Origin of the sequence: Endozoicomonas sp. SCSIO W0465 (genome assembly GCF_023716865.1) — a bacterium.
Classification (GTDB): domain Bacteria; phylum Pseudomonadota; class Gammaproteobacteria; order Pseudomonadales; family Endozoicomonadaceae; genus Endozoicomonas.
This window is the reverse complement of the sequence record NZ_CP092417.1, coordinates 6,870,663-6,888,244: the sequence shown is the minus strand read 5'-3', so window position 1 is coordinate 6,888,244 and position 17,582 is coordinate 6,870,663. Positions and strand designations below refer to the sequence as shown.

Below are 17,582 nucleotides of genomic sequence, written 5' to 3'. Positions count from 1 at the left end.
GCGTTTTGATATTTCCTGAAATTCCAGAGAGCCGCAAAAACTCTTCCCTTTTTTTCTCTAATCTGGGACGGATATTGGAGAAAAACGCGAAAAGCAGGCAGAAAACATCCTCCCACCATGCTGGAAAGGTACTTTCATGTAGCGTGGAGGTGGCTATCAGGATGGTGCCGGGTGTCTGGCCAGAATCACCAGGTTGTAACAGACCACCGATAACCAGCAATGAGAATCAAAACGCTCAGAACCCTTGCAGTGGCAACGTGATAGCCCAAAACATCTCTTTAGCCACGAAATTCCCGCTTCAATACCTGCCCGGAAGCGAAAGAGCGTTTTATACACATACTGACTTTTAGTCATCTCTTCGACTTCAAGTCCGCGCTTCTTATTAAAAGCTACATCGCTGATTCCCATGGCCTTGGCTTTTTCCAAATTAGCGCGACACGCGTATCCGCCGTCACCGCTTGTCTGGCGAGGTACACGACCATAAATTTCTTTTTGTCTTTCCATCATCGGAATGAATTGGTCCGAATCCGCTGGGTTACCTTCCTCAATAACCAGGTCCAGGATCAATCGACTTTTTCCCTGAACCAGGTTCAGTTTATGGCCATACTGTACTTGCCGCCTGTCTTTTACGATGATATCCGTATGGGGTTCATACAGGCTAACCACTTTTTCCTGGGCTGGCACCTTTTCACCCTTAAAGACCCTGCGCTCTGTCTGGGAGACTATTGCATCCACCAGGGGTAACAGGTGATCCACATCGGCCTGCCACTTGTCGGCATCATCAGCCAGGAGACACTGCCCCTGCTGACGGGCGTTTGCTAGCGTGACAGTAGCTTCGATAAGTACCTTCCGGGATTTTCGGGTCAACTACAGCAGTTTTTTATAATGCTGATGCCGCTCTTCTTTGCCAGCGTAGATGCATTTTCTGGCCGCATCTTTTACGGCTCGGTTGTGATGGGTATATTCATAAAGCGGTGTCGCTGTCAGTGTTTGTCCCCGTTCCAGCAGCCGACAAATTTCTTTAACGGAACTGGCTAAAAGATCACTGTCGCAAGGAGGTTTGATATCCGATTCGGTGACTGTGCTGTCAATAGCCACAGTGCGCCCTTTTTCAATACCCTGATCTTTAGCGGTCATTAGCTGACAGTTATTAATCCGTTCCCATGTAGATGCAGTAAGAAGGCTGATGAGCCCATGCAAACTGGAGCGACTGGGGCGCTGGTTTGGTTCGAGGCGACAAAAGTCTCGAAAGAGCATGGAGTCCATCAAAACAAACGACAAGTAGTCATAATCACAATTCAAATACTGTTTCAGGAGTGCCGCACGAAGAACGGATTCTGCTGATAGTCCGTTCCGCCCAGTGTTCTGTTTATCACCAGAACTTAAGTCCTCATAAATCCAGTCATTGAACTGTGGATGGGCGTCAAGCCATTGCGAGATACCGGAAAGCTGGGAGCAGATTTCATGAGGTACGTAATGGAGTTCCATACTACACTGCGGGTTGCGTTTTTTGCGCATTTGGAGTCCTCTGTTTTTGGCAATCCCTTATGTTTCTTGCTCTTGGGAAGTTTAGTCGCCAGATAGCAGTAGGGCTCCACTTAATTTTTCAGGATAAAATCTACAGTTTTCAATTGGTTGTTGTTTTGGACGAGAACTAGTTACCGGTTCCGGCCTGCCGCCTGGCCTTTGCGGCGCCTGTATTGTCATCTTCTTTCTTTTGACCTGCAGCGTTGCCTTTCGCTTCTTTCTACCTCCTTTTTGAGGAACCACTATCGTATATTTCCCCAACACTTCAGTCTGAGCTAAGGAATCAAATAATAAGAGTCGCCATCCACCAGGATTCTGTTTTGTGTAGCTCTTACAACAAACCGCTGTCGGTTATCCAGTTTGTAGTGCATATATTCGTATATATCCGCCCGGTCGCAAACACTGATGATGTCAGGCATTTTACCCCCCATCCTTTGTCTGTGTTTTCAGAGGCTCTTTGCCACTTAAAGTTCTTTTTCCCTCGTAGGTAGCTGACGACGTTGGTTCTTTTTCCCCCGCTGAACGTCCTCTCTAACCCATCGTTTTGATCAATAAGCCCAATGCTTCGCTCTGTATCCGCATCAACCAAGAAGACAGAGTGGACGTGGAATCCTCTGTTTTAGAGCCTTCAGGACCTCCAAGATCACCAAGCTCGGATCTGACAGCATGTTTATAACCCAGGGTTGTTGTATCTTCGAGAGCCAGAAGTAGGCGAGACTGTCTCGCTATTTTGGCAGTTGCCTGAAAGCCTGCCTCAGCTATTGCTTCAGGCTTTACGGCCTCATTCTCAATCAGCCGGTAAGCTCCAGTTACCAGTGCGGTATAACCTTCGCATGAAGATGACAAAGAATTACCGGTATGAGCTGAAAGCTCGGCAGCAACTTTGACAAGTCGTTTTGTACGTCGAGTATCGCCCAAATCAGCACATCCAAAAGTTAGTTCTGACCATGGTTTAGGAGAAAGTGGAAGCATGACCTGTTTTATCAGTGAGAAATGATAGAACAAGGTAGCTATTTGTGATCAAGAGACAGGCTTCTGGGACTGCTCAAACCAGTAACTCAGGCCAACCTTGTGCAGTACCGGCTGCACCGCTTGCACCACATCATCCATGGATGCGTAGCTATACGACATGGTTCCGCCTTTACTGGTGGGGAAACTGGCTTTTTTGCTTTTCTTTACCACCGGTAACTCTTTCTGAAAGGCAGCAAAAGCGTGGTTGAACTGTTGCTTTGCCAGAATCTCCTGACCTTGTTCGTAGAGTTTCATTACCCGTTCAAGGGTTTCTATATCAGAGCCTTTCTCCAGAGCCCTGTTGAGCAGCTGCCCTATTTCGCTAACGGTTGTGGTATCCGGAGCCATCATCGGTGTGGCTTCCTGGGTGATCAGTTGCTGCTCTTTCTTTTTAGCGGGCATGGCGGAGGGCCTCATCGTTGTTGATCCGGTTTCTGACGGCCAGAACCTGGTCGGCAATTTCCATACGGAAACTTTTCTCCAGTGCTTTGGATAATGTGCGGTGCAGTTCACACCAGGCACGGAAATCAACGATGGCTCTTGTAGGATTTCAGACTGCTACTGGGTTGAACATTGCTGAAGCCCTTTATCTACAAAGGTTGTCAGCATATTGTCCGGTAATGTTGCTCAATCCTTGTTTTTCGTGACCTACAGTCAGTTTTCACTGTAGAGCAGTTCGTAATCAAAATAGAGCCTCAACGATTACGGCATCGGTGTTTTCCGGATCCTGACGCCATGCGGTGATTTCGTTCCTGATGACCCGGTAAATCTGGAGAACCGTCATATCCGGAGAAACTTTTCTGACAATGCTGTCTTTCAGCTTGCAGAGCATGCCGTAGTCATAGGTGTATTGATTGATGCTCAGCCAGTCGCTGATGCCGTTGATTACTGGTTCCTCGAGCCGGTTTATTGCTGTCGAATGGTCAGCCATGGCAGTAACCTCGTTTGCTTGCATAGTTGATAATGTCCCAGCCGGAATAACGGGCATTCGGGCCATTGCAGTCGGACACCAGCTGCTTGACCGCCAGCCAGCGAAGGCCCTGCATGGGGTGAAATTCTTCCGCCAGTAGAAAGTGGAGAAAGGAGAGCGGTGTGAATGTCTGAAATCCACTGACCTTGAAGCGCGAGTTTTTCTGAAGATCAGTCAGAAATTCGCTTTCCAGGCCTTCGAGTTGTCGTTCGACGGCGTCTTCGAAGGCTTCAGCAGCATCTATGCTGGCGAGGTAGCGGTTCAGGTCATGGTTGACTACGTCCATAAAACCTCCATAGGTGGTTACTGTGTTTATACAAAACATCATTGTTGTTTATTTAAATAGCATATAGAGTAAAAAAAATAACAGTAATAGTATTTTTAAATCAGTTTCTATCTATTGATATATTTTCTCTTTTTTATGCTGTGAGGTGCTTTATTTAAAGGCGTTGAAGCCAGAACAGAAAAGCGGGATTAGCGAGTTCGAGCGGAGAATGGAATATTCAGGGCGTCAGCGGGTTTTGTATTGGTTGTTATAAAATCTACGTTTTGAGGGGATTTGCGCAGGAGAAGTGACAGGGTGATTGGCAAGGCTGCCCCAGTGAGGGGCAGAGTGGAAGGGATGATTACATTAACGACTGGCTGAAGCCGACCGCCGTACCACGGTAGATGTCGTTGATATCCCCTTCGTAGTTGAAGTTGAGGGTTTCATAGAGGGGGTTGATGACCCGCAGGCTGTGGAGATTCCTGTCCAGCTTTTTCCAGATCCGCAATATCATGCTGCCTTCGTGTTCAATCAGCAGGATCTGGCCACTTTTCGGTGGCATGTCGGCATCGATCTGAACGGTTGCCCCTTCGGGGATATGCCGTATATCCCCCCGGAGCGGGTCGATCATGGTGTCGTTGTCCAGCTGAACCAGGAAACTTCGTTTGCTGTCGGTTTCCATAATCTGGATAGCGGAGCTGGCGATGGTTTTGAACATCTGCTTCTTTTCATCGTACTCCCTGAGCAGGGCAGAGATATCGTCCATGGATATGGTGGGCAGGTGTTTATCCGGCAGACCCTCTTCTCCGGTTTCCAACCAGTTCAGGCTTATCTGGAGGGCTTCGGCCAGCTGCATCTTCTGCTCAAGCCGGGGCTCGCGCTTGCCATTCATCCAGTTACTGACAGTCGGGCGGCTGACACCGCAATGCGCCGCAATCCGGGTATCGGTGATTCCGAGGGCCTTGGCCCGTTCATTGGCTCGTTCAACCCATGTGGTCACGGGGACTCCTTGTCATATCCGGTGGTCTGGTTGGGGGATCCCTGAAATGGGAAACCGTTGAAACAGAATACGCAAAATTGTGAAAAAAATGCAGCGGCATAAGGTAGATGAGTGCCGCTATATTGGTATCGGCCGTTCATCTATTGAAAATATAGGAAAATAACGTGACTATAATATCGGATTAAGGTTAATAAGATAACGGGTGAGGAAAGTATGGGAGCAGAATGGTCATGACAAGGATGTCATTGCTGTGGTGTTGTCTCTGTGGGGTTTTCGTCGGGGGCGGGTTTATCAAGGCTGGCCAGCAAGCTCTGCCGGGAGGTTGCTGATGAGGGAATTTGGCAAGGTGTCGGCCCATTTCTGGATCGACAGCGAGATGGAAACTCTGTCGGACAATGGCAAGTTGCTGGCGCTGTATCTACTGACCACTCATCATGGCAATCTGCTGGGGATCTTCAGGATGCCACTGGGGTACATTGCCACCGATCTGAAATGGGATCTGGAGAAAACGGAGCAAACGTTTGACGAACTGGAAAGCAAACGTTTCGCCAAACGATCGTCAACCGGTGACCTGGTCGTCATCAATAACTACACGAAACACAACCGGACGGATAACAATCGTCAGCTTGACGCTCGTTTACGATTGCTGTTGACGATGCCGGAAAACCTTGACGATCTGCTGCCGGAAGCCGCCAACGTCATCGACGTTATTATTCGCAAAGCCAGAGAAAGCGAGGGCTCCAGCGAAACGTCACAGTTGCTCGAACAGATCCATACCCGATACATGCATGGTGAGGAAAATGTTCGCCCAGAGAAAAGAGAAGAGAGAAAAGAGAAAAGAGAAAAGAGAAGATAAAAGACTTTGTAAGACTTATGTCCGATCTGACGATCAGACGACGGAACGGAGCGAACCGTCAGACGATTCGTTAGTCTCGGCAGAAGCTGAATCGTTAAACGGTTCGTCAAACCAATCGTCAGCCAAATCGTCAAAGAACCGAACGGAGCCAAAAACGACGGCCTACGATGCCTACCCGAATGATTTTATCGAATGGTGGACTCAGTACCCGAAGCGGGAGGGTGACAAAGGCCACAAAAAGCAGACGTTCGGCAAGTACAAAAAACGGCTCAAGGAGGGGCATACCCCGGAATCGCTGTTGGCCAACCTTATGAATTAAGCCCGTTACTGCGATGACACCGGTGCGACGGGTACCCAGTATGTCAAGACCACGGTGGTCTATCTCAATAATCCTGAAAACCTGAGCAACCCATGGACGGTAAATTATGCCGCACGCCAACGAGCTAATCGACGACCAGAGCCGCTTGATCAATTCCTCGAAGCCAACGCGGAACACTACCGGACGGAGACCGGAGCCGGAGGGTATTACTCCGAAACGGATAGCGGACCTGTTTGGGATCATGATCGGCCTGTTCGGTGGGAAATGGGTTCAGAGTCACGGCTCGTCGGATCGAACGGGGCAGTGGTGGGAGACCCTGAAGGATCTGCACCCGAACCAGTTGCTGATGGGGATTCGGCGGGTGCGGCAGGAGGGCAGAGAGTGGCCACCCTCGGCTCCGGAGTTTCGGAAGTTGTGCCAGCCGCTGCCGGAGGAGCTGGGGTTGCCGACTCTGGCCAAAGCCTGGCGGGAAGCTAATGAGCATGCCAGTCAACCGGGGGTTCATGGCTGGAGTCATCGGGCAGTGTATCTGGCAGGTCGGGCGGCAGGTTGGTATGAGTTGCGCAATGCGGGTACTGCGGAAGAGTGTCGGGAAGTTAAACGTAAGTTTGGAGCCGTCTATCAAGAGTTTGTTAATCGTGAATGCCAGGGGTTGCCTCTTGAGGAACGCTTGTCCATCGAACACCAGTTTGATCCGGCGAATCACTCCAATCAGTTGCAGCGGGAGACGATGATGGATCAGGGGATTGATCCTCTGGATGGTCAGGGTGCCAGGGCAAAGCTGAAGGGGATGTTCTGATGGGTGAACTCAGGGATGGCGTTTTGCTGGCGGTGGTTTGGGTAATGCTGGTGATGGTGTTCTGCTGGATTTTTGTGGAGGCGTTGTGATGGGAGCAGAGCTGGAACTGGTTCGCAGTTATCAGCCTCAACCGATTCTGCTGCCAGTGTCGGCTAACGATGAGGAATTTATTCTCAAGCTGAAGCCGGGCCAGATGATCAGCGCTGAGTTTCGCAAGACTCGCAATGGGCTATTTCATCGAAAGTTTATGAAGCTATGCACGTTGGCTTACGGGGTGTTTGAGGAGTTGCCACAGGCACCGGTGAGGATTGCCGGTTCTAACCAGTGGGTAACGCCGCAGCCCAACTTCGATGAGTTCCGTTATTGGGCCGTGGTCAAGGCCGGATTCTATGACGTGTTTGGTTACCCCGATGGCAAGGTGCGAGTGCGGGCCAGAAGCGTAGCGTTCCGGAATATGGATCAGATGGAATTTGAGAAGGTTTATTCAGCGGTGCTGGATGTATTTCTCCGGTATGTGCTGAGCCCCAGGCGTGGTTGGAGCCGGGAGAAGGTCGAGCAGCTGGTGGCGCAGCTGGTGAATTTTGATTAGAGGGCATTGGTCCGGGAGCACAGTACCAAGGATGACGGCATATTCACGGATTGAAGCGAAACTGGCAGATGAGGACCATTGCCCTTGTCTGAACTGTGGCTGGCGTGATTATTGTCAGCAACAACGGGCAGCCTGTGGACGGTTTGCCCTGTATGTGGAATCCGGGGAGAACAGCAGTTTTCCCAGACTCAGTGACCGGCAGATCCGGAGGCTGAGGAGTGGCAAATCACGGTCAGAGCTGGATAGCTTTTACTGGGCTTATCCGACACGGGCGATCTACTACAAGGTATTTGCTGCAGAGTTAAAAGACGATGTGCTGGCGTTGTGTCGAGAGATGACGGTGACCGAGGCCGCCTTTGTGTTGAAGATCGACCGGCGCTATCTGGCTCGTAAACTTAAGGCATGGCAGAAGGCCAGTGACCCGCAGAGAGCGTGATTATCTGCAGACGGTTGCGCAACTGGGCTGCCTTGCCTGTCGGATCAATGGTCTGCATGGTGTTCCGGCGGAAGTGCATCATCAGCGACAGGGGACTGGCATGGGGCGCAGGGCCAGCCACTTTGACACCATGCCGTTGTGCCCGGGGCATCACCGGTTTTATGAAGATGCTATTCATGTCAACGCCAGTCTCTTTGTCCAACGATATGGACAGGAAGAAGCGCTGGTGCGAAAGACGCGGGAAGATGTTGAGTTGTTCCGGGGGAGTTTTGTCGGTTCAGAGATTAGCGAGGATTGGCGGTGAACAATCTGTGTGGGTTTTCAGGGAGTGAGCCCATCCTCTGTACATTGAGTCAACAGGGAGACTGATATGTACCAGGCACTGGAGCAGGCGTTGATACGGATTTTCGGGACACCGGAGCTGATGATGAACGCCGTCAGCTGGCATCGGGATATCAACTCTGGCTACCGGAAAACGGTGTCGGGTATTGAAGCCAGTAGCCGAGATGAACGACTGTGGCATGACGGTCTCTGGCAGAGCCGACTGCGGCAGGGAATGACTCCAGAGTGGCATGACGTTCTGACCATTCGGTATGGCGATGATTACAGTAAACGGATCATGGCCTGGCAGCGGATTCAGCTCCGCTTTTCCAGAGATGAACGCCTGCCGGAACCGATCCGCAGCAATCCAGTGTTGATCAGGCTCTGGCTGATGTATGAACTGCAGCATCCGCAGCTGAGGTCTCGAAAGGGACAATTTGATATCACCGGTAAAAGTGAACGGACAGTCTATCGTTGGAAGAAAATCTGTCGCAGGGTTTGCAGTGAATGGATTACGTTGGCAGAAGATGAGGCCCAGGCCTTGCTGGAGCAGGCGGGCAGTATCCGATACGAATAGCAGGACAGCATTTGACCCCTGACCTTGACTCAGGATGTCAGTAAACGTACGTTAAAACCCTATGTTGGGAAAGTTCCCTGCTACTGATTTTCCATTGCTTAAACCGTTCAAAAAAGCCCGGCCCTGCTGCCGGGTTTTTAGTTTCTGTCACTCCCAAACTGAACCACTATAAAAAAGGGGCTTCATGTTTCACTTTTCCGCTTCGTCCAGGCGACATTTGTCGACTTGTGATGAGCGGCTTCAGCGTGTCTTCAGGAAAGTGATTGAGCATTACGATTGCACGATTATTTGTGGTCATCGGAATGAAGTTGCCCAGATGCTGGCGTTTGAAAGTGGCAAGTCTGAATTGCAGTGGCCAGAGAGTAAACATAATCAACTGCCGAGTAGGGCTGTGGATGTGATGGCTTATCCCATTAACTGGTTTGATTATCAGAGAGCGGCACACTTTGCCGGCTTTGTTCTTGGTGTTGCCCAAGGGATGGGTATCAAACTGCGTTGGGGTGGTGACTGGGACCGAGATGGTGAAATCAAGGATCACCGGTTTAAAGATTACCCGCACTTTGAGCTGGTGGATGATGATTAATTTGAATCCAATGGCTGGGATTGCCAAAGAGTTGATGGGTGGGCTGGATGGTTTGTTTACCTCTGATGAAGAACGAGCCAAAGCTGAACTGTCTTTGAATCACCAGTTACAGCAACCTCATATCCTCCAGGCATTGACCAATATCGAAGAAGCCAAACATCCTTCGGTATTTGTTTCCGGTTGGCGTCCTGCTCTTGGTTGGCTCTGTGTATTGATTCTTGCCTGGACCTGGATTGTTCGGGATCTGGTCATCATTGGTTTGATGCTTGTGGATAAGTCGGAAGTGGTTCAGCAGTTACCCACAGCCGACACCAGTACCGTGATTACTTTGCTGCTTTGTTTGCTGGGCTTGGGAGGTGCCCGAACGCTAGAGAAACTCAAGGGTGTTGCCAGGAGATAGCTATGGGTGATGAAGACCGCTTCAACCGTATAGAGCAAAAGCTGGATGGCATTACCCAGATCCTGCAGACGCTGGCCAAGCACGATGAACGGATGGTGAACCTGGCACTTCGGGAAAAGCGGAGCGAGGAACGGCTGGATGCCATTGAAAAATCGGTACTGAAAAACTCGACCATCAGCAGTGTGATTCAGTGGATTGCTGCGACCACCACAGCGGGCATTATCGCTATTGCCATCAAACAATTTTTTTAATCATGGCCAATCACAGTAAATACACTCCTGAGATGTGTGAGCAGGTGAAGGCGTTGATGAGCACAGGTCTGAGCCGGAAAGCTACCGCAACGGAGATGGGTATCAGCTATAACACGTTTCTGTCGTACATCGACAAGTATGAGGAGTTTGCCGAAGCTGTAGCTCAGGCGGATGTACTGGCGGAGGTGTTCTGGGAAGAGAAATACATGCAGGGAGCACTGGGTATGAACAAGGATGTTTCCCCTGCCATGCTGATTATGTATATGAAAAACCGTTACCACTGGCGGGATCGCCATGAGCAGACCGTGGTAGCGGAAAAGATACCGACGCTGGATGAATGGCTGGAAGAAAAGGACGGGTAAAGCCAGCCAGAGAAAGGCTGCTGACGGAGTTTACCTTCTACGCCAGCAAGTGCCTGAAGATTCGTACCAAGAATGCCAAGGTGATTCCCTTTCAGCTTAACAAGGCTCAGCTTTACCTGGACAGTCGGATTGAGGACCAGCGAGAGCGCACCGGCAAGGTAAGAATTGTAGTGCTCAAAGGCAGGCAGCAGGGCTGCTCCACCTACACTGAAGGCCGGTTTTACTGGCTGGTGAGCAATCGCAAGGGATTAAGAGCCTATATCCTGACCCACGAAGCGGATGCCACCGCCAACCTGTTTGATATGGTGCAGCGATACCACGAAAATCAGCCACCGTTTACCCAGAGGGAACTGAAAAACAAAAGCTCCAAGCTGTTGGAGTTTTATCACGATTCCGGGTATCGGGTGGGAACCGCTGGCAATAAGGGAGCTGGACGTTCATCCACAGCACAATTGTTCCACGGATCGGAAGTGGCGTTCTGGCCTAATGCGGATGAACACCTGGCCGGTGTATTACAGGCAGTACCCAATGAAAACAATACTGAGGTCATTCTGGAGAGCACTGCTAACGGCGTTGGTGGTGTGTTTTATGATTATGTTATGGATGCTGATGCTGGGCGCGGTGATTTTGAACTGGTTTTTATACCTTGGTTCTGGCAGGACGAATACCGTGCCGAAGTCTCCACCGACTTCACGACAGATGCCGACGAAAGATACTTGAAGCAGCAGTATGACCTGGATGATGAACAGCTGCAGTGGCGCCGCCAGAAAATCTATGAGCTGAAATCAGAAGACAAGTTTAAGCAGGAATATCCCTGCAATATTCAGGAAGCGTTTCTGTTTTCTGGTAGACCGGTGTTCGACCCGAAACATACCGAAGCTGCCAGGCTGGAATGCTACTCACCCAAGTGGCAGTGTGAGCTGACACCCAATGGACTGAATCGTCAGAAAGAAGGCTTGTTAAAAATCTGGTACCCACCAGATGGTGCCCAGCAGTACGTGATTGGCTGTGATGTGGCGGAAGGGCTGGCGCCGATCAATGACAAACACAAGCACGGCGATTATTCATCCATCGACGTATTGGACCGTTCCGGGTACCAGGTTGCCCACTGGTCTGGCCATGTAGCACCGGATGACCTGGGCAAGATGCTCAACCATTTGGGGCGTTATTACAACAATGCCCTGATCGGAGTGGAAAGAAACAATCACGGTCTGACCACTATCACCAAGCTGAAAGACCTGAAGTATCCCAATCTCTACATGGAAACTACGGTGGATCAGCGCACCCAAAAGCGCACCAAACGTTTGGGATGGCTCACCACCACCAAATCAAAACCACTGATGATTGACCATCTGGCTGCACTGCTCAGGGATGCTGACGCAGGGATCTGCAATCTCGACACCGTGAAGGAATGCCAGACCTACGTGATAGAAGACAATGGAGCCACCAATGCCCAGGAAGGTTGCTTTGATGATCGGGTGATTAGCTAGTTCTCGTCCAAAAACGCATCAGGCAATCATAATTAAATTGTACGTTCGTTTTGATATTTCCTGAAATTCCAGAGAGCCGCAAAAACTCTTCCCTTTTTTTCTCTAATCTGGGACGGATATTGGAGAAAAACGCGAAAAGCAGGCAGAAAACATCCTCCCACCATGCTGGAAAGGTACTTTCATGTAGCGTGGAGGTGGCTATCAGGATGGTGCCGGGTGTCTGGCCAGAATCACCAGGTTGTAACAGACCACCGATAACCAGCAATGAGAATCAAAACGCTCAGAACCCTTGCAGTGGCAACGTGATAGCCCAAAACATCTCTTTAGCCACGAAATTCCCGCTTCAATACCTGCCCGGAAGCGAAAGAGCGTTTTATACACATACTGACTTTTAGTCATCTCTTCGACTTCAAGTCCGCGCTTCTTATTAAAAGCTACATCGCTGATTCCCATGGCCTTGGCTTTTTCCAAATTAGCGCGACACGCGTATCCGCCGTCACCGCTTGTCTGGCGAGGTACACGACCATAAATTTCTTTTTGTCTTTCCATCATCGGAATGAATTGGTCCGAATCCGCTGGGTTACCTTCCTCAATAACCAGGTCCAGGATCAATCGACTTTTTCCCTGAACCAGGTTCAGTTTATGGCCATACTGTACTTGCCGCCTGTCTTTTACGATGATATCCGTATGGGGTTCATACAGGCTAACCACTTTTTCCTGGGCTGGCACCTTTTCACCCTTAAAGACCCTGCGCTCTGTCTGGGAGACTATTGCATCCACCAGGGGTAACAGGTGATCCACATCGGCCTGCCACTTGTCGGCATCATCAGCCAGGAGACACTGCCCCTGCTGACGGGCGTTTGCTAGCGTGACAGTAGCTTCGATAAGTACCTTCCGGGATTTTCGGGTCAACTGCAGCAGTTTTTTATAATGCTGATGCCGCTCTTCTTTGCCAGCGTAGATGCATTTTCTGGCCGCATCTTTTACGGCTCGGTTGTGATGGGTATATTCATAAAGCGGTGTCGCTGTCAGTGTTTGTCCCCGTTCCAGCAGCCGACAAATTTCTTTAACGGAACTGGCTAAAAGATCACTGTCGCAAGGAGGTTTGATATCCGATTCGGTGACTGTGCTGTCAATAGCCACAGTGCGCCCTTTTTCAATACCCTGATCTTTAGCGGTCATTAGCTGACAGTTATTAATCCGTTCCCATGTAGATGCAGTAAGAAGGCTGATGAGCCCATGCAAACTGGAGCGACTGGGGCGCTGGTTTGGTTCGAGGCGACAAAAGTCTCGAAAGAGCATGGAGTCCATCAAAACAAACGACAAGTAGTCATAATCACAATTCAAATACTGTTTCAGGAGTGCCGCACGAAGAACGGATTCTGCTGATAGTCCGTTCCGCCCAGTGTTCTGTTTATCACCAGAACTTAAGTCCTCATAAATCCAGTCATTGAACTGTGGATGGGCGTCAAGCCATTGCGAGATACCGGAAAGCTGGGAGCAGATTTCATGAGGTACGTAATGGAGTTCCATACTACACTGCGGGTTGCGTTTTTTGCGCATTTGGAGTCCTCTGTTTTTGGCAATCCCTTATGTTTCTTGCTCTTGGGAAGTTTAGTCGCCAGATAGCAGTAGGGCTCCACTTAATTTTTCAGGATAAAATCTACAGTTTTCAATTGGTTGTGTTTTTGGACGAGAACTAGCTACTCGATAGCCCAACAAATGGTGCTAAAGCTGCCAAGACGGAAGATCAATATCAACGAGCTGCAGTATCGCTCCCCAGGGAAGTCCGCGTACTGATGGAAAGGAACATTATTATTTTGTAACTGTTCAGCACCCCCACATAAATCTGGAATTTTCTGATTTTTATACCATCCTCTTAAGCACCATTTTTCCACAATATTCGCCAGCATGATTCCAGAACTACCCGCAACTATGTCGGCTGAGATTCTCTTGAAAGAGAATGCAGAGCTGCGGATGAGAGTTGCCTGTCTGGAAGAGCGATGTCGAGAATTGGAAGAAAAGGTTGGCAAGAACAGTCAAAACAGCAGCAAGCCGCCATCGTCTGATGGTTATCAAAAACCTTGTAAAAACAGTAATTCTCCAGATCATTCTGACGACCTTTCCGCAGATAAAGGTACCGATCCATCGGATGAAAAACCCAATCCTAAAAGTCTGAGACAGTCTTCTGGTAATAAAGCCGGTGGAAAGAAAGGGCATCAGGGCACTTGTCTTAAACAGGTCGATATCCCTGACTATATTGAGTACCTTCCGGTTAAAGAATGCAATAAATGTCAGGCGTCTCTTCTTGATAGTGAGCCGGTCAAATATATTGAACGACAGGTGTTTGAACCAGGGAGACCGGGTGAATTTGAAGTAACGGCCTAACGGCCCATAGAGCTGAAGTAAAAATCTGCACTTGTGGTTGTCGGAATCAGGCTGAATTCCCGGAAGGTGTTACCGCTGCCGCACAATATGGCTCAGCCACACAGGCTATGGCCGTCTATCTTAACCAATACCATTTCCTGCCTTTTAAGCGCGTGTCAGAGTATTTTAATACTCTCTATAAAATGAGTGTAAGTGCAGGCACTGTCGCCAATTTTGTGGCCAGAACCTATGAAAATCTGGCTTCTACTGAAGAGGTTATTCGTGACGCCTTGCGGGAATCGTCTGTTGCCGGAGCCGATGAAACGGGTATGCGGGCCGAGGGCTCTTTGCACTGGCTACACGTTATGCGGGATGAACAATGGACGCTCTACTACTTGTCTGAAAAGCGAGGTCGTGAGGCCATGGACACGATGGGCATACTGCTAACATTTGCAGGCGTTCTGGTTCATGATCATTGGAAATCCTATTTTGCATATGCGGCAACTCACGTACTTTGCAATGCCCATCACCTGAGGGAGCTTTTGGGTGTTGTTGATAGGGACAGCAATCAACTGGCGTTGCGATTGATGAAGCTACTGAGGCTTTCCTGGCATTACTGCAAGGGCTTTAAGACCATAGGTATGCTACAGATGCCAAGTGTTGTCTGTGAACGAATCGAGAAGATTTATGACCGGTTGCTTCAGCGGGCTCTAATGAAAGAAGTCGTCTATATGGAGAAGCAACGAGAGGAGCTTAAGCGCAAGAAAGTCAAGAATACTAAAGCTTACAATCTCTTCAAACGACTCACTGAGTTCAAGGCTGAGACACTGCGCTTCATGTCAGATTTTACCATTCCCTTCGATAACAATGGCAGTGAGCGGGATGTTCGAATGGCCAAGTTAAAGCAGAAAATCTCAGGCTGCTTCAGGAGTGCAGACGGTGGTTCTATGTTTGCACGGATTCGCAGCTATTTGTCGTCTGCCAGAAAACAGGGAATGGACATATATCAATCACTTCATAGAGCTGTTCGGAATTACTGTAATATGCCTTTGCTCAGTGCTGAATAGTTACATTATTTTTACTCAGCAGATGGTTGGGAACTGGCCAGCCATTATGGCCGGTCACCAGCTTGAGTGGCGTCGGCGCAGCGGCAAAAGGAAATAGGACTGGCATGGAACACGGACTGGTTCAGATCGCCACACCCGATGAGGTAACTCAGGCGGAAATAGCAGAAGCCAAGGGTAAAGAGCAGGCCGTAAAAGATGCGTTCGCCTCGGATTTATTCAGCTGCTGGCAAGGTTACCGTGAAGCTCGCCGGGAAGTAGAAGACGAGTGGTTGGATGCCCTGCGTGCGGTGAAAGGTGAATACGGACCAGAGCAGGAAAAGGTGATGGAAGAGCAGCAGGCCCTGAGCCGGGTGTTTATCAAGATCACGGCCACCAAGGTCAATGCTGCCTACTCCCGACTCATTGATCTGCTGTTTCAGAATGTGGATTCCTTTTGGGATATTGTTCCCAGTCCACTGTCTGATATTCCCGCTTCCATTAAGCAGCAGATCCGGATGATGGCTATTCAGGAACTGCTTCCCTATCGACTTGATCCCCGAACCCGAAACCAACTCATCCAGGAACGTAACGATGAAATGCAGCGGGAACTGCTGGCAGAAGCCTTGGAAAAGGCCAATACCGCTGCCATGAAGATGAAGCGGTTGATCAAGGACTACCTGCTCAATGCCAACGCACTCACCGAAATAAAAAAAATGGTTCGTGAGCAGGTAACCCTGGGAACCGGCTGCATCAAGGTAGCTAGTTCTCGTCCAAAAACACAACCAATTGAAAACTGTAGATTTTATCCTGAAAAATTAAGTGGAGCCCTACTGCTATCTGGCGACTAAACTTCCCAAGAGCAAGAAACATAAGGGATTGCCAAAAACAGAGGACTCCAAATGCGCAAAAAACGCAACCCGCAGTGTAGTATGGAACTCCATTACGTACCTCATGAAATCTGCTCCCAGCTTTCCGGTATCTCGCAATGGCTTGACGCCCATCCACAGTTCAATGACTGGATTTATGAGGACTTAAGTTCTGGTGATAAACAGAACACTGGGCGGAACGGACTATCAGCAGAATCCGTTCTTCGTGCGGCACTCCTGAAACAGTATTTGAATTGTGATTATGACTACTTGTCGTTTGTTTTGATGGACTCCATGCTCTTTCGAGACTTTTGTCGCCTCGAACCAAACCAGCGCCCCAGTCGCTCCAGTTTGCATGGGCTCATCAGCCTTCTTACTGCATCTACATGGGAACGGATTAATAACTGTCAGCTAATGACCGCTAAAGATCAGGGTATTGAAAAAGGGCGCACTGTGGCTATTGACAGCACAGTCACCGAATCGGATATCAAACCTCCTTGCGACAGTGATCTTTTAGCCAGTTCCGTTAAAGAAATTTGTCGGCTGCTGGAACGGGGACAAACACTGACAGCGACACCGCTTTATGAATATACCCATCACAACCGAGCCGTAAAAGATGCGGCCAGAAAATGCATCTACGCTGGCAAAGAAGAGCGGCATCAGCATTATAAAAAACTGCTGCAGTTGACCCGAAAATCCCGGAAGGTACTTATCGAAGCTACTGTCACGCTAGCAAACGCCCGTCAGCAGGGGCAGTGTCTCCTGGCTGATGATGCCGACAAGTGGCAGGCCGATGTGGATCACCTGTTACCCCTGGTGGATGCAATAGTCTCCCAGACAGAGCGCAGGGTCTTTAAGGGTGAAAAGGTGCCAGCCCAGGAAAAAGTGGTTAGCCTGTATGAACCCCATACGGATATCATCGTAAAAGACAGGCGGCAAGTACAGTATGGCCATAAACTGAACCTGGTTCAGGGAAAAAGTCGATTGATCCTGGACCTGGTTATTGAGGAAGGTAACCCAGCGGATTCGGACCAATTCATTCCGATGATGGAAAGACAAAAAGAAATTTATGGTCGTGTACCTCGCCAGACAAGCGGTGACGGCGGATACGCGTGTCGCGCTAATTTGGAAAAAGCCAAGGCCATGGGAATCAGCGATGTAGCTTTTAATAAGAAGCGCGGACTTGAAGTCGAAGAGATGACTAAAAGTCAGTATGTGTATAAAACGCTCTTTCGCTTCCGGGCAGGTATTGAAGCGGGAATTTCGTGGCTAAAGAGATGTTTTGGGCTATCACGTTGCCACTGCAAGGGTTCTGAGCGTTTTGATTCTCATTGCTGGTTATCGGTGGTCTGTTACAACCTGGTGATTCTGGCCAGACACCCGGCACCATCCTGATAGCCACCTCCACGCTACATGAAAGTACCTTTCCAGCATGGTGGGAGGATGTTTTCTGCCTGCTTTTCGCGTTTTTCTCCAATATCCGTCCCAGATTAGAGAAAAAAAGGGAAGAGTTTTTGCGGCTCTCTGGAATTTCAGGAAATATCAAA

General features: G+C 49.5%; 24 protein-coding genes and 1 pseudogene. 15 read left to right on the top strand and 10 right to left on the bottom strand.

Annotation, left to right across the window (positions count from 1 at the left end; translation table 11 throughout):
• Nucleotides 1-156: 156 nt before the first annotated feature.
• The 8 genes from MJO57_RS31185 to MJO57_RS31150 all read right to left on the bottom strand — a co-directional run bounded on the left by MJO57_RS31185 (nt 157) and on the right by MJO57_RS31150 (nt 4,773).
• Complete coding sequence (locus MJO57_RS31185; RefSeq protein ID WP_252019241.1) at nt 157-867, bottom strand: transposase; 711 nt, start codon at nt 865-867, stop codon at nt 157-159.
• Nucleotides 868-1,518 (bottom strand): hypothetical protein, encoded by a 651-nt coding sequence (locus tag MJO57_RS31180; protein WP_252021391.1) that lies wholly within the window; start codon nt 1,516-1,518, stop codon nt 868-870.
• A 284-nt stretch (nt 1,519-1,802) separates the two neighbouring features.
• A complete protein-coding gene (locus tag MJO57_RS31175) occupies nt 1,803-1,946 on the bottom strand; it encodes a hypothetical protein (RefSeq protein ID WP_252021389.1) in 144 nt (47 codons plus the stop codon).
• Nucleotides 1,947-2,058: 112 nt separating this feature from the next.
• Entirely contained in the window at nt 2,059-2,499 is a 441-nt protein-coding gene (locus MJO57_RS31170) for a transposase DNA-binding-containing protein (RefSeq protein ID WP_252021387.1), read from the bottom strand.
• Between the two features lie 48 nt (nt 2,500-2,547).
• On the bottom strand, nt 2,548-2,955 hold the full coding sequence (locus tag MJO57_RS31165; protein WP_252021376.1) for an ERF family protein: 408 nt from the start codon (nt 2,953-2,955) through the stop codon (nt 2,548-2,550).
• 265 nt (nt 2,956-3,220) lie between these two features.
• Nucleotides 3,221-3,469: a hypothetical protein gene (locus tag MJO57_RS31160; protein WP_252021374.1), complete on the bottom strand. Its 249-nt coding sequence runs from the start codon at nt 3,467-3,469 to the stop codon at nt 3,221-3,223.
• Entirely contained in the window at nt 3,462-3,794 is a 333-nt protein-coding gene (locus MJO57_RS31155) for a hypothetical protein (protein WP_252021373.1), read from the bottom strand. The genes MJO57_RS31160 and MJO57_RS31155 overlap by 8 nt, the downstream gene beginning before the upstream one ends.
• Before the next feature lie 340 nt (nt 3,795-4,134).
• Nucleotides 4,135-4,773 carry a LexA family transcriptional regulator gene (locus MJO57_RS31150; RefSeq protein ID WP_252021371.1) on the bottom strand — a complete coding sequence of 213 codons (639 nt, stop codon included), beginning with the start codon at nt 4,771-4,773 and terminating at the stop codon, nt 4,135-4,137.
• Nucleotides 4,774-4,975: 202 nt separating this feature from the next.
• On the opposite strand from MJO57_RS31150, the gene MJO57_RS31145 reads away from it, so the two are divergent.
• The 11 genes from MJO57_RS31145 (at nt 4,976) to MJO57_RS31095 (ending at nt 11,756) form a co-directional block, all read left to right on the top strand.
• Nucleotides 4,976-5,629 (top strand): hypothetical protein, encoded by a 654-nt coding sequence (locus MJO57_RS31145; protein WP_252021369.1) that lies wholly within the window; start codon nt 4,976-4,978, stop codon nt 5,627-5,629.
• A gap of 464 nt (nt 5,630-6,093) precedes the next feature.
• Nucleotides 6,094-6,747 (top strand): replication protein P, encoded by a 654-nt coding sequence (locus tag MJO57_RS31140; protein WP_252021367.1) that lies wholly within the window; start codon nt 6,094-6,096, stop codon nt 6,745-6,747.
• Between the two features lie 88 nt (nt 6,748-6,835).
• On the top strand, nt 6,836-7,336 hold the full coding sequence (locus MJO57_RS31135; RefSeq protein ID WP_252021365.1) for a DUF1367 family protein: 501 nt from the start codon (nt 6,836-6,838) through the stop codon (nt 7,334-7,336).
• Nucleotides 7,337-7,367: 31 nt separating this feature from the next.
• Entirely contained in the window at nt 7,368-7,772 is a 405-nt protein-coding gene (locus tag MJO57_RS31130) for a hypothetical protein (protein WP_252021363.1), read from the top strand.
• Entirely contained in the window at nt 7,753-8,076 is a 324-nt protein-coding gene (locus MJO57_RS31125; protein WP_252021361.1) for a Ref family recombination enhancement nuclease, read from the top strand. The genes MJO57_RS31130 and MJO57_RS31125 overlap by 20 nt, the downstream gene beginning before the upstream one ends.
• Before the next feature lie 66 nt (nt 8,077-8,142).
• Nucleotides 8,143-8,670, top strand: a complete 528-nt coding sequence (locus MJO57_RS31120) for a hypothetical protein (RefSeq protein WP_252021360.1) — start codon at nt 8,143-8,145, stop codon at nt 8,668-8,670.
• Nucleotides 8,671-8,854: 184 nt separating this feature from the next.
• Nucleotides 8,855-9,253 carry a M15 family metallopeptidase gene (locus tag MJO57_RS31115; protein ID WP_252021358.1) on the top strand — a complete coding sequence of 133 codons (399 nt, stop codon included), beginning with the start codon at nt 8,855-8,857 and terminating at the stop codon, nt 9,251-9,253.
• Nucleotides 9,254-9,263: 10 nt separating this feature from the next.
• Entirely contained in the window at nt 9,264-9,653 is a 390-nt protein-coding gene (locus tag MJO57_RS31110; protein ID WP_252027150.1) for a 3TM-type holin, read from the top strand.
• A 2-nt stretch (nt 9,654-9,655) separates the two neighbouring features.
• Nucleotides 9,656-9,904, top strand: a complete 249-nt coding sequence (locus tag MJO57_RS31105) for a hypothetical protein (RefSeq protein WP_252021356.1) — start codon at nt 9,656-9,658, stop codon at nt 9,902-9,904.
• Nucleotides 9,905-9,906: 2 nt separating this feature from the next.
• Nucleotides 9,907-10,266 carry a hypothetical protein gene (locus MJO57_RS31100; protein ID WP_252021354.1) on the top strand — a complete coding sequence of 120 codons (360 nt, stop codon included), beginning with the start codon at nt 9,907-9,909 and terminating at the stop codon, nt 10,264-10,266.
• Entirely contained in the window at nt 10,242-11,756 is a 1,515-nt protein-coding gene (locus MJO57_RS31095; RefSeq protein ID WP_252021352.1) for a hypothetical protein, read from the top strand. The genes MJO57_RS31100 and MJO57_RS31095 overlap by 25 nt, the downstream gene beginning before the upstream one ends.
• A 201-nt stretch (nt 11,757-11,957) precedes the next feature.
• Here MJO57_RS31095 and MJO57_RS31090 read toward each other — a convergent pair whose 3' ends face one another.
• A complete protein-coding gene (locus MJO57_RS31090) occupies nt 11,958-13,319 on the bottom strand; it encodes an ISNCY family transposase (protein WP_252017318.1) in 1,362 nt (453 codons plus the stop codon).
• Between the two features lie 140 nt (nt 13,320-13,459).
• Nucleotides 13,460-13,669 (bottom strand): hypothetical protein, encoded by a 210-nt coding sequence (locus MJO57_RS31085; RefSeq protein ID WP_252021350.1) that lies wholly within the window; start codon nt 13,667-13,669, stop codon nt 13,460-13,462.
• On the opposite strand from MJO57_RS31085, the gene MJO57_RS31080 reads away from it, so the two are divergent.
• The 4 genes and pseudogenes from MJO57_RS31080 (at nt 13,668) to MJO57_RS31065 (ending at nt 17,430) form a co-directional block, all read left to right on the top strand.
• Nucleotides 13,668-14,144: a DUF6444 domain-containing protein gene (locus MJO57_RS31080; RefSeq protein WP_252021348.1), complete on the top strand. Its 477-nt coding sequence runs from the start codon at nt 13,668-13,670 to the stop codon at nt 14,142-14,144. The two genes, MJO57_RS31085 and MJO57_RS31080, sit on opposite strands and share 2 nt — an antisense overlap.
• Before the next feature lie 14 nt (nt 14,145-14,158).
• Nucleotides 14,159-15,190: pseudogene (locus tag MJO57_RS31075) on the top strand (IS66 family transposase); the annotation flags it as partial.
• Between the two features lie 104 nt (nt 15,191-15,294).
• A complete protein-coding gene (locus MJO57_RS31070; protein ID WP_252021347.1) occupies nt 15,295-16,017 on the top strand; it encodes a hypothetical protein in 723 nt (240 codons plus the stop codon).
• A 51-nt stretch (nt 16,018-16,068) separates the two neighbouring features.
• Nucleotides 16,069-17,430 (top strand): ISNCY family transposase, encoded by a 1,362-nt coding sequence (locus MJO57_RS31065; RefSeq protein ID WP_252017318.1) that lies wholly within the window; start codon nt 16,069-16,071, stop codon nt 17,428-17,430.
• Nucleotides 17,431-17,582: the final 152 nt, after the last annotated feature.

What these genes read in the sequence shown, in the direction of transcription:
- MJO57_RS31105 (WP_252021356.1), top strand. Translation starts at nt 9,656, where the DNA reads ATGGGTGATGAAGACCGCTTCAACCGTATAGAGCAAAAGCTGGATGGC.
- MJO57_RS31160 (WP_252021374.1), bottom strand. Translation starts at nt 3,469, where the DNA reads ATGGCTGACCATTCGACAGCAATAAACCGGCTCGAGGAACCAGTAATC.
- MJO57_RS31080 (WP_252021348.1), top strand. Translation starts at nt 13,668, where the DNA reads ATGATTCCAGAACTACCCGCAACTATGTCGGCTGAGATTCTCTTGAAA.
- MJO57_RS31065 (WP_252017318.1), top strand. Translation starts at nt 16,069, where the DNA reads ATGCGCAAAAAACGCAACCCGCAGTGTAGTATGGAACTCCATTACGTA.
- MJO57_RS31115 (WP_252021358.1), top strand. Translation starts at nt 8,855, where the DNA reads ATGTTTCACTTTTCCGCTTCGTCCAGGCGACATTTGTCGACTTGTGAT.
- MJO57_RS31120 (WP_252021360.1), top strand. Translation starts at nt 8,143, where the DNA reads ATGTACCAGGCACTGGAGCAGGCGTTGATACGGATTTTCGGGACACCG.
- MJO57_RS31085 (WP_252021350.1), bottom strand. Translation starts at nt 13,669, where the DNA reads ATGCTGGCGAATATTGTGGAAAAATGGTGCTTAAGAGGATGGTATAAA.
- MJO57_RS31155 (WP_252021373.1), bottom strand. Translation starts at nt 3,794, where the DNA reads ATGGACGTAGTCAACCATGACCTGAACCGCTACCTCGCCAGCATAGAT.
- MJO57_RS31100 (WP_252021354.1), top strand. Translation starts at nt 9,907, where the DNA reads ATGGCCAATCACAGTAAATACACTCCTGAGATGTGTGAGCAGGTGAAG.
- MJO57_RS31135 (WP_252021365.1), top strand. Translation starts at nt 6,836, where the DNA reads ATGGGAGCAGAGCTGGAACTGGTTCGCAGTTATCAGCCTCAACCGATT.
- MJO57_RS31165 (WP_252021376.1), bottom strand. Translation starts at nt 2,955, where the DNA reads ATGAGGCCCTCCGCCATGCCCGCTAAAAAGAAAGAGCAGCAACTGATC.
- MJO57_RS31110 (WP_252027150.1), top strand. Translation starts at nt 9,264, where the DNA reads ATGGCTGGGATTGCCAAAGAGTTGATGGGTGGGCTGGATGGTTTGTTT.
- MJO57_RS31090 (WP_252017318.1), bottom strand. Translation starts at nt 13,319, where the DNA reads ATGCGCAAAAAACGCAACCCGCAGTGTAGTATGGAACTCCATTACGTA.
- MJO57_RS31130 (WP_252021363.1), top strand. Translation starts at nt 7,368, where the DNA reads ATGACGGCATATTCACGGATTGAAGCGAAACTGGCAGATGAGGACCAT.
- MJO57_RS31170 (WP_252021387.1), bottom strand. Translation starts at nt 2,499, where the DNA reads ATGCTTCCACTTTCTCCTAAACCATGGTCAGAACTAACTTTTGGATGT.
- MJO57_RS31175 (WP_252021389.1), bottom strand. Translation starts at nt 1,946, where the DNA reads ATGCCTGACATCATCAGTGTTTGCGACCGGGCGGATATATACGAATAT.
- MJO57_RS31095 (WP_252021352.1), top strand. Translation starts at nt 10,242, where the DNA reads ATGGCTGGAAGAAAAGGACGGGTAAAGCCAGCCAGAGAAAGGCTGCTG.
- MJO57_RS31180 (WP_252021391.1), bottom strand. Translation starts at nt 1,518, where the DNA reads ATGCGCAAAAAACGCAACCCGCAGTGTAGTATGGAACTCCATTACGTA.
- MJO57_RS31070 (WP_252021347.1), top strand. Translation starts at nt 15,295, where the DNA reads ATGGAACACGGACTGGTTCAGATCGCCACACCCGATGAGGTAACTCAG.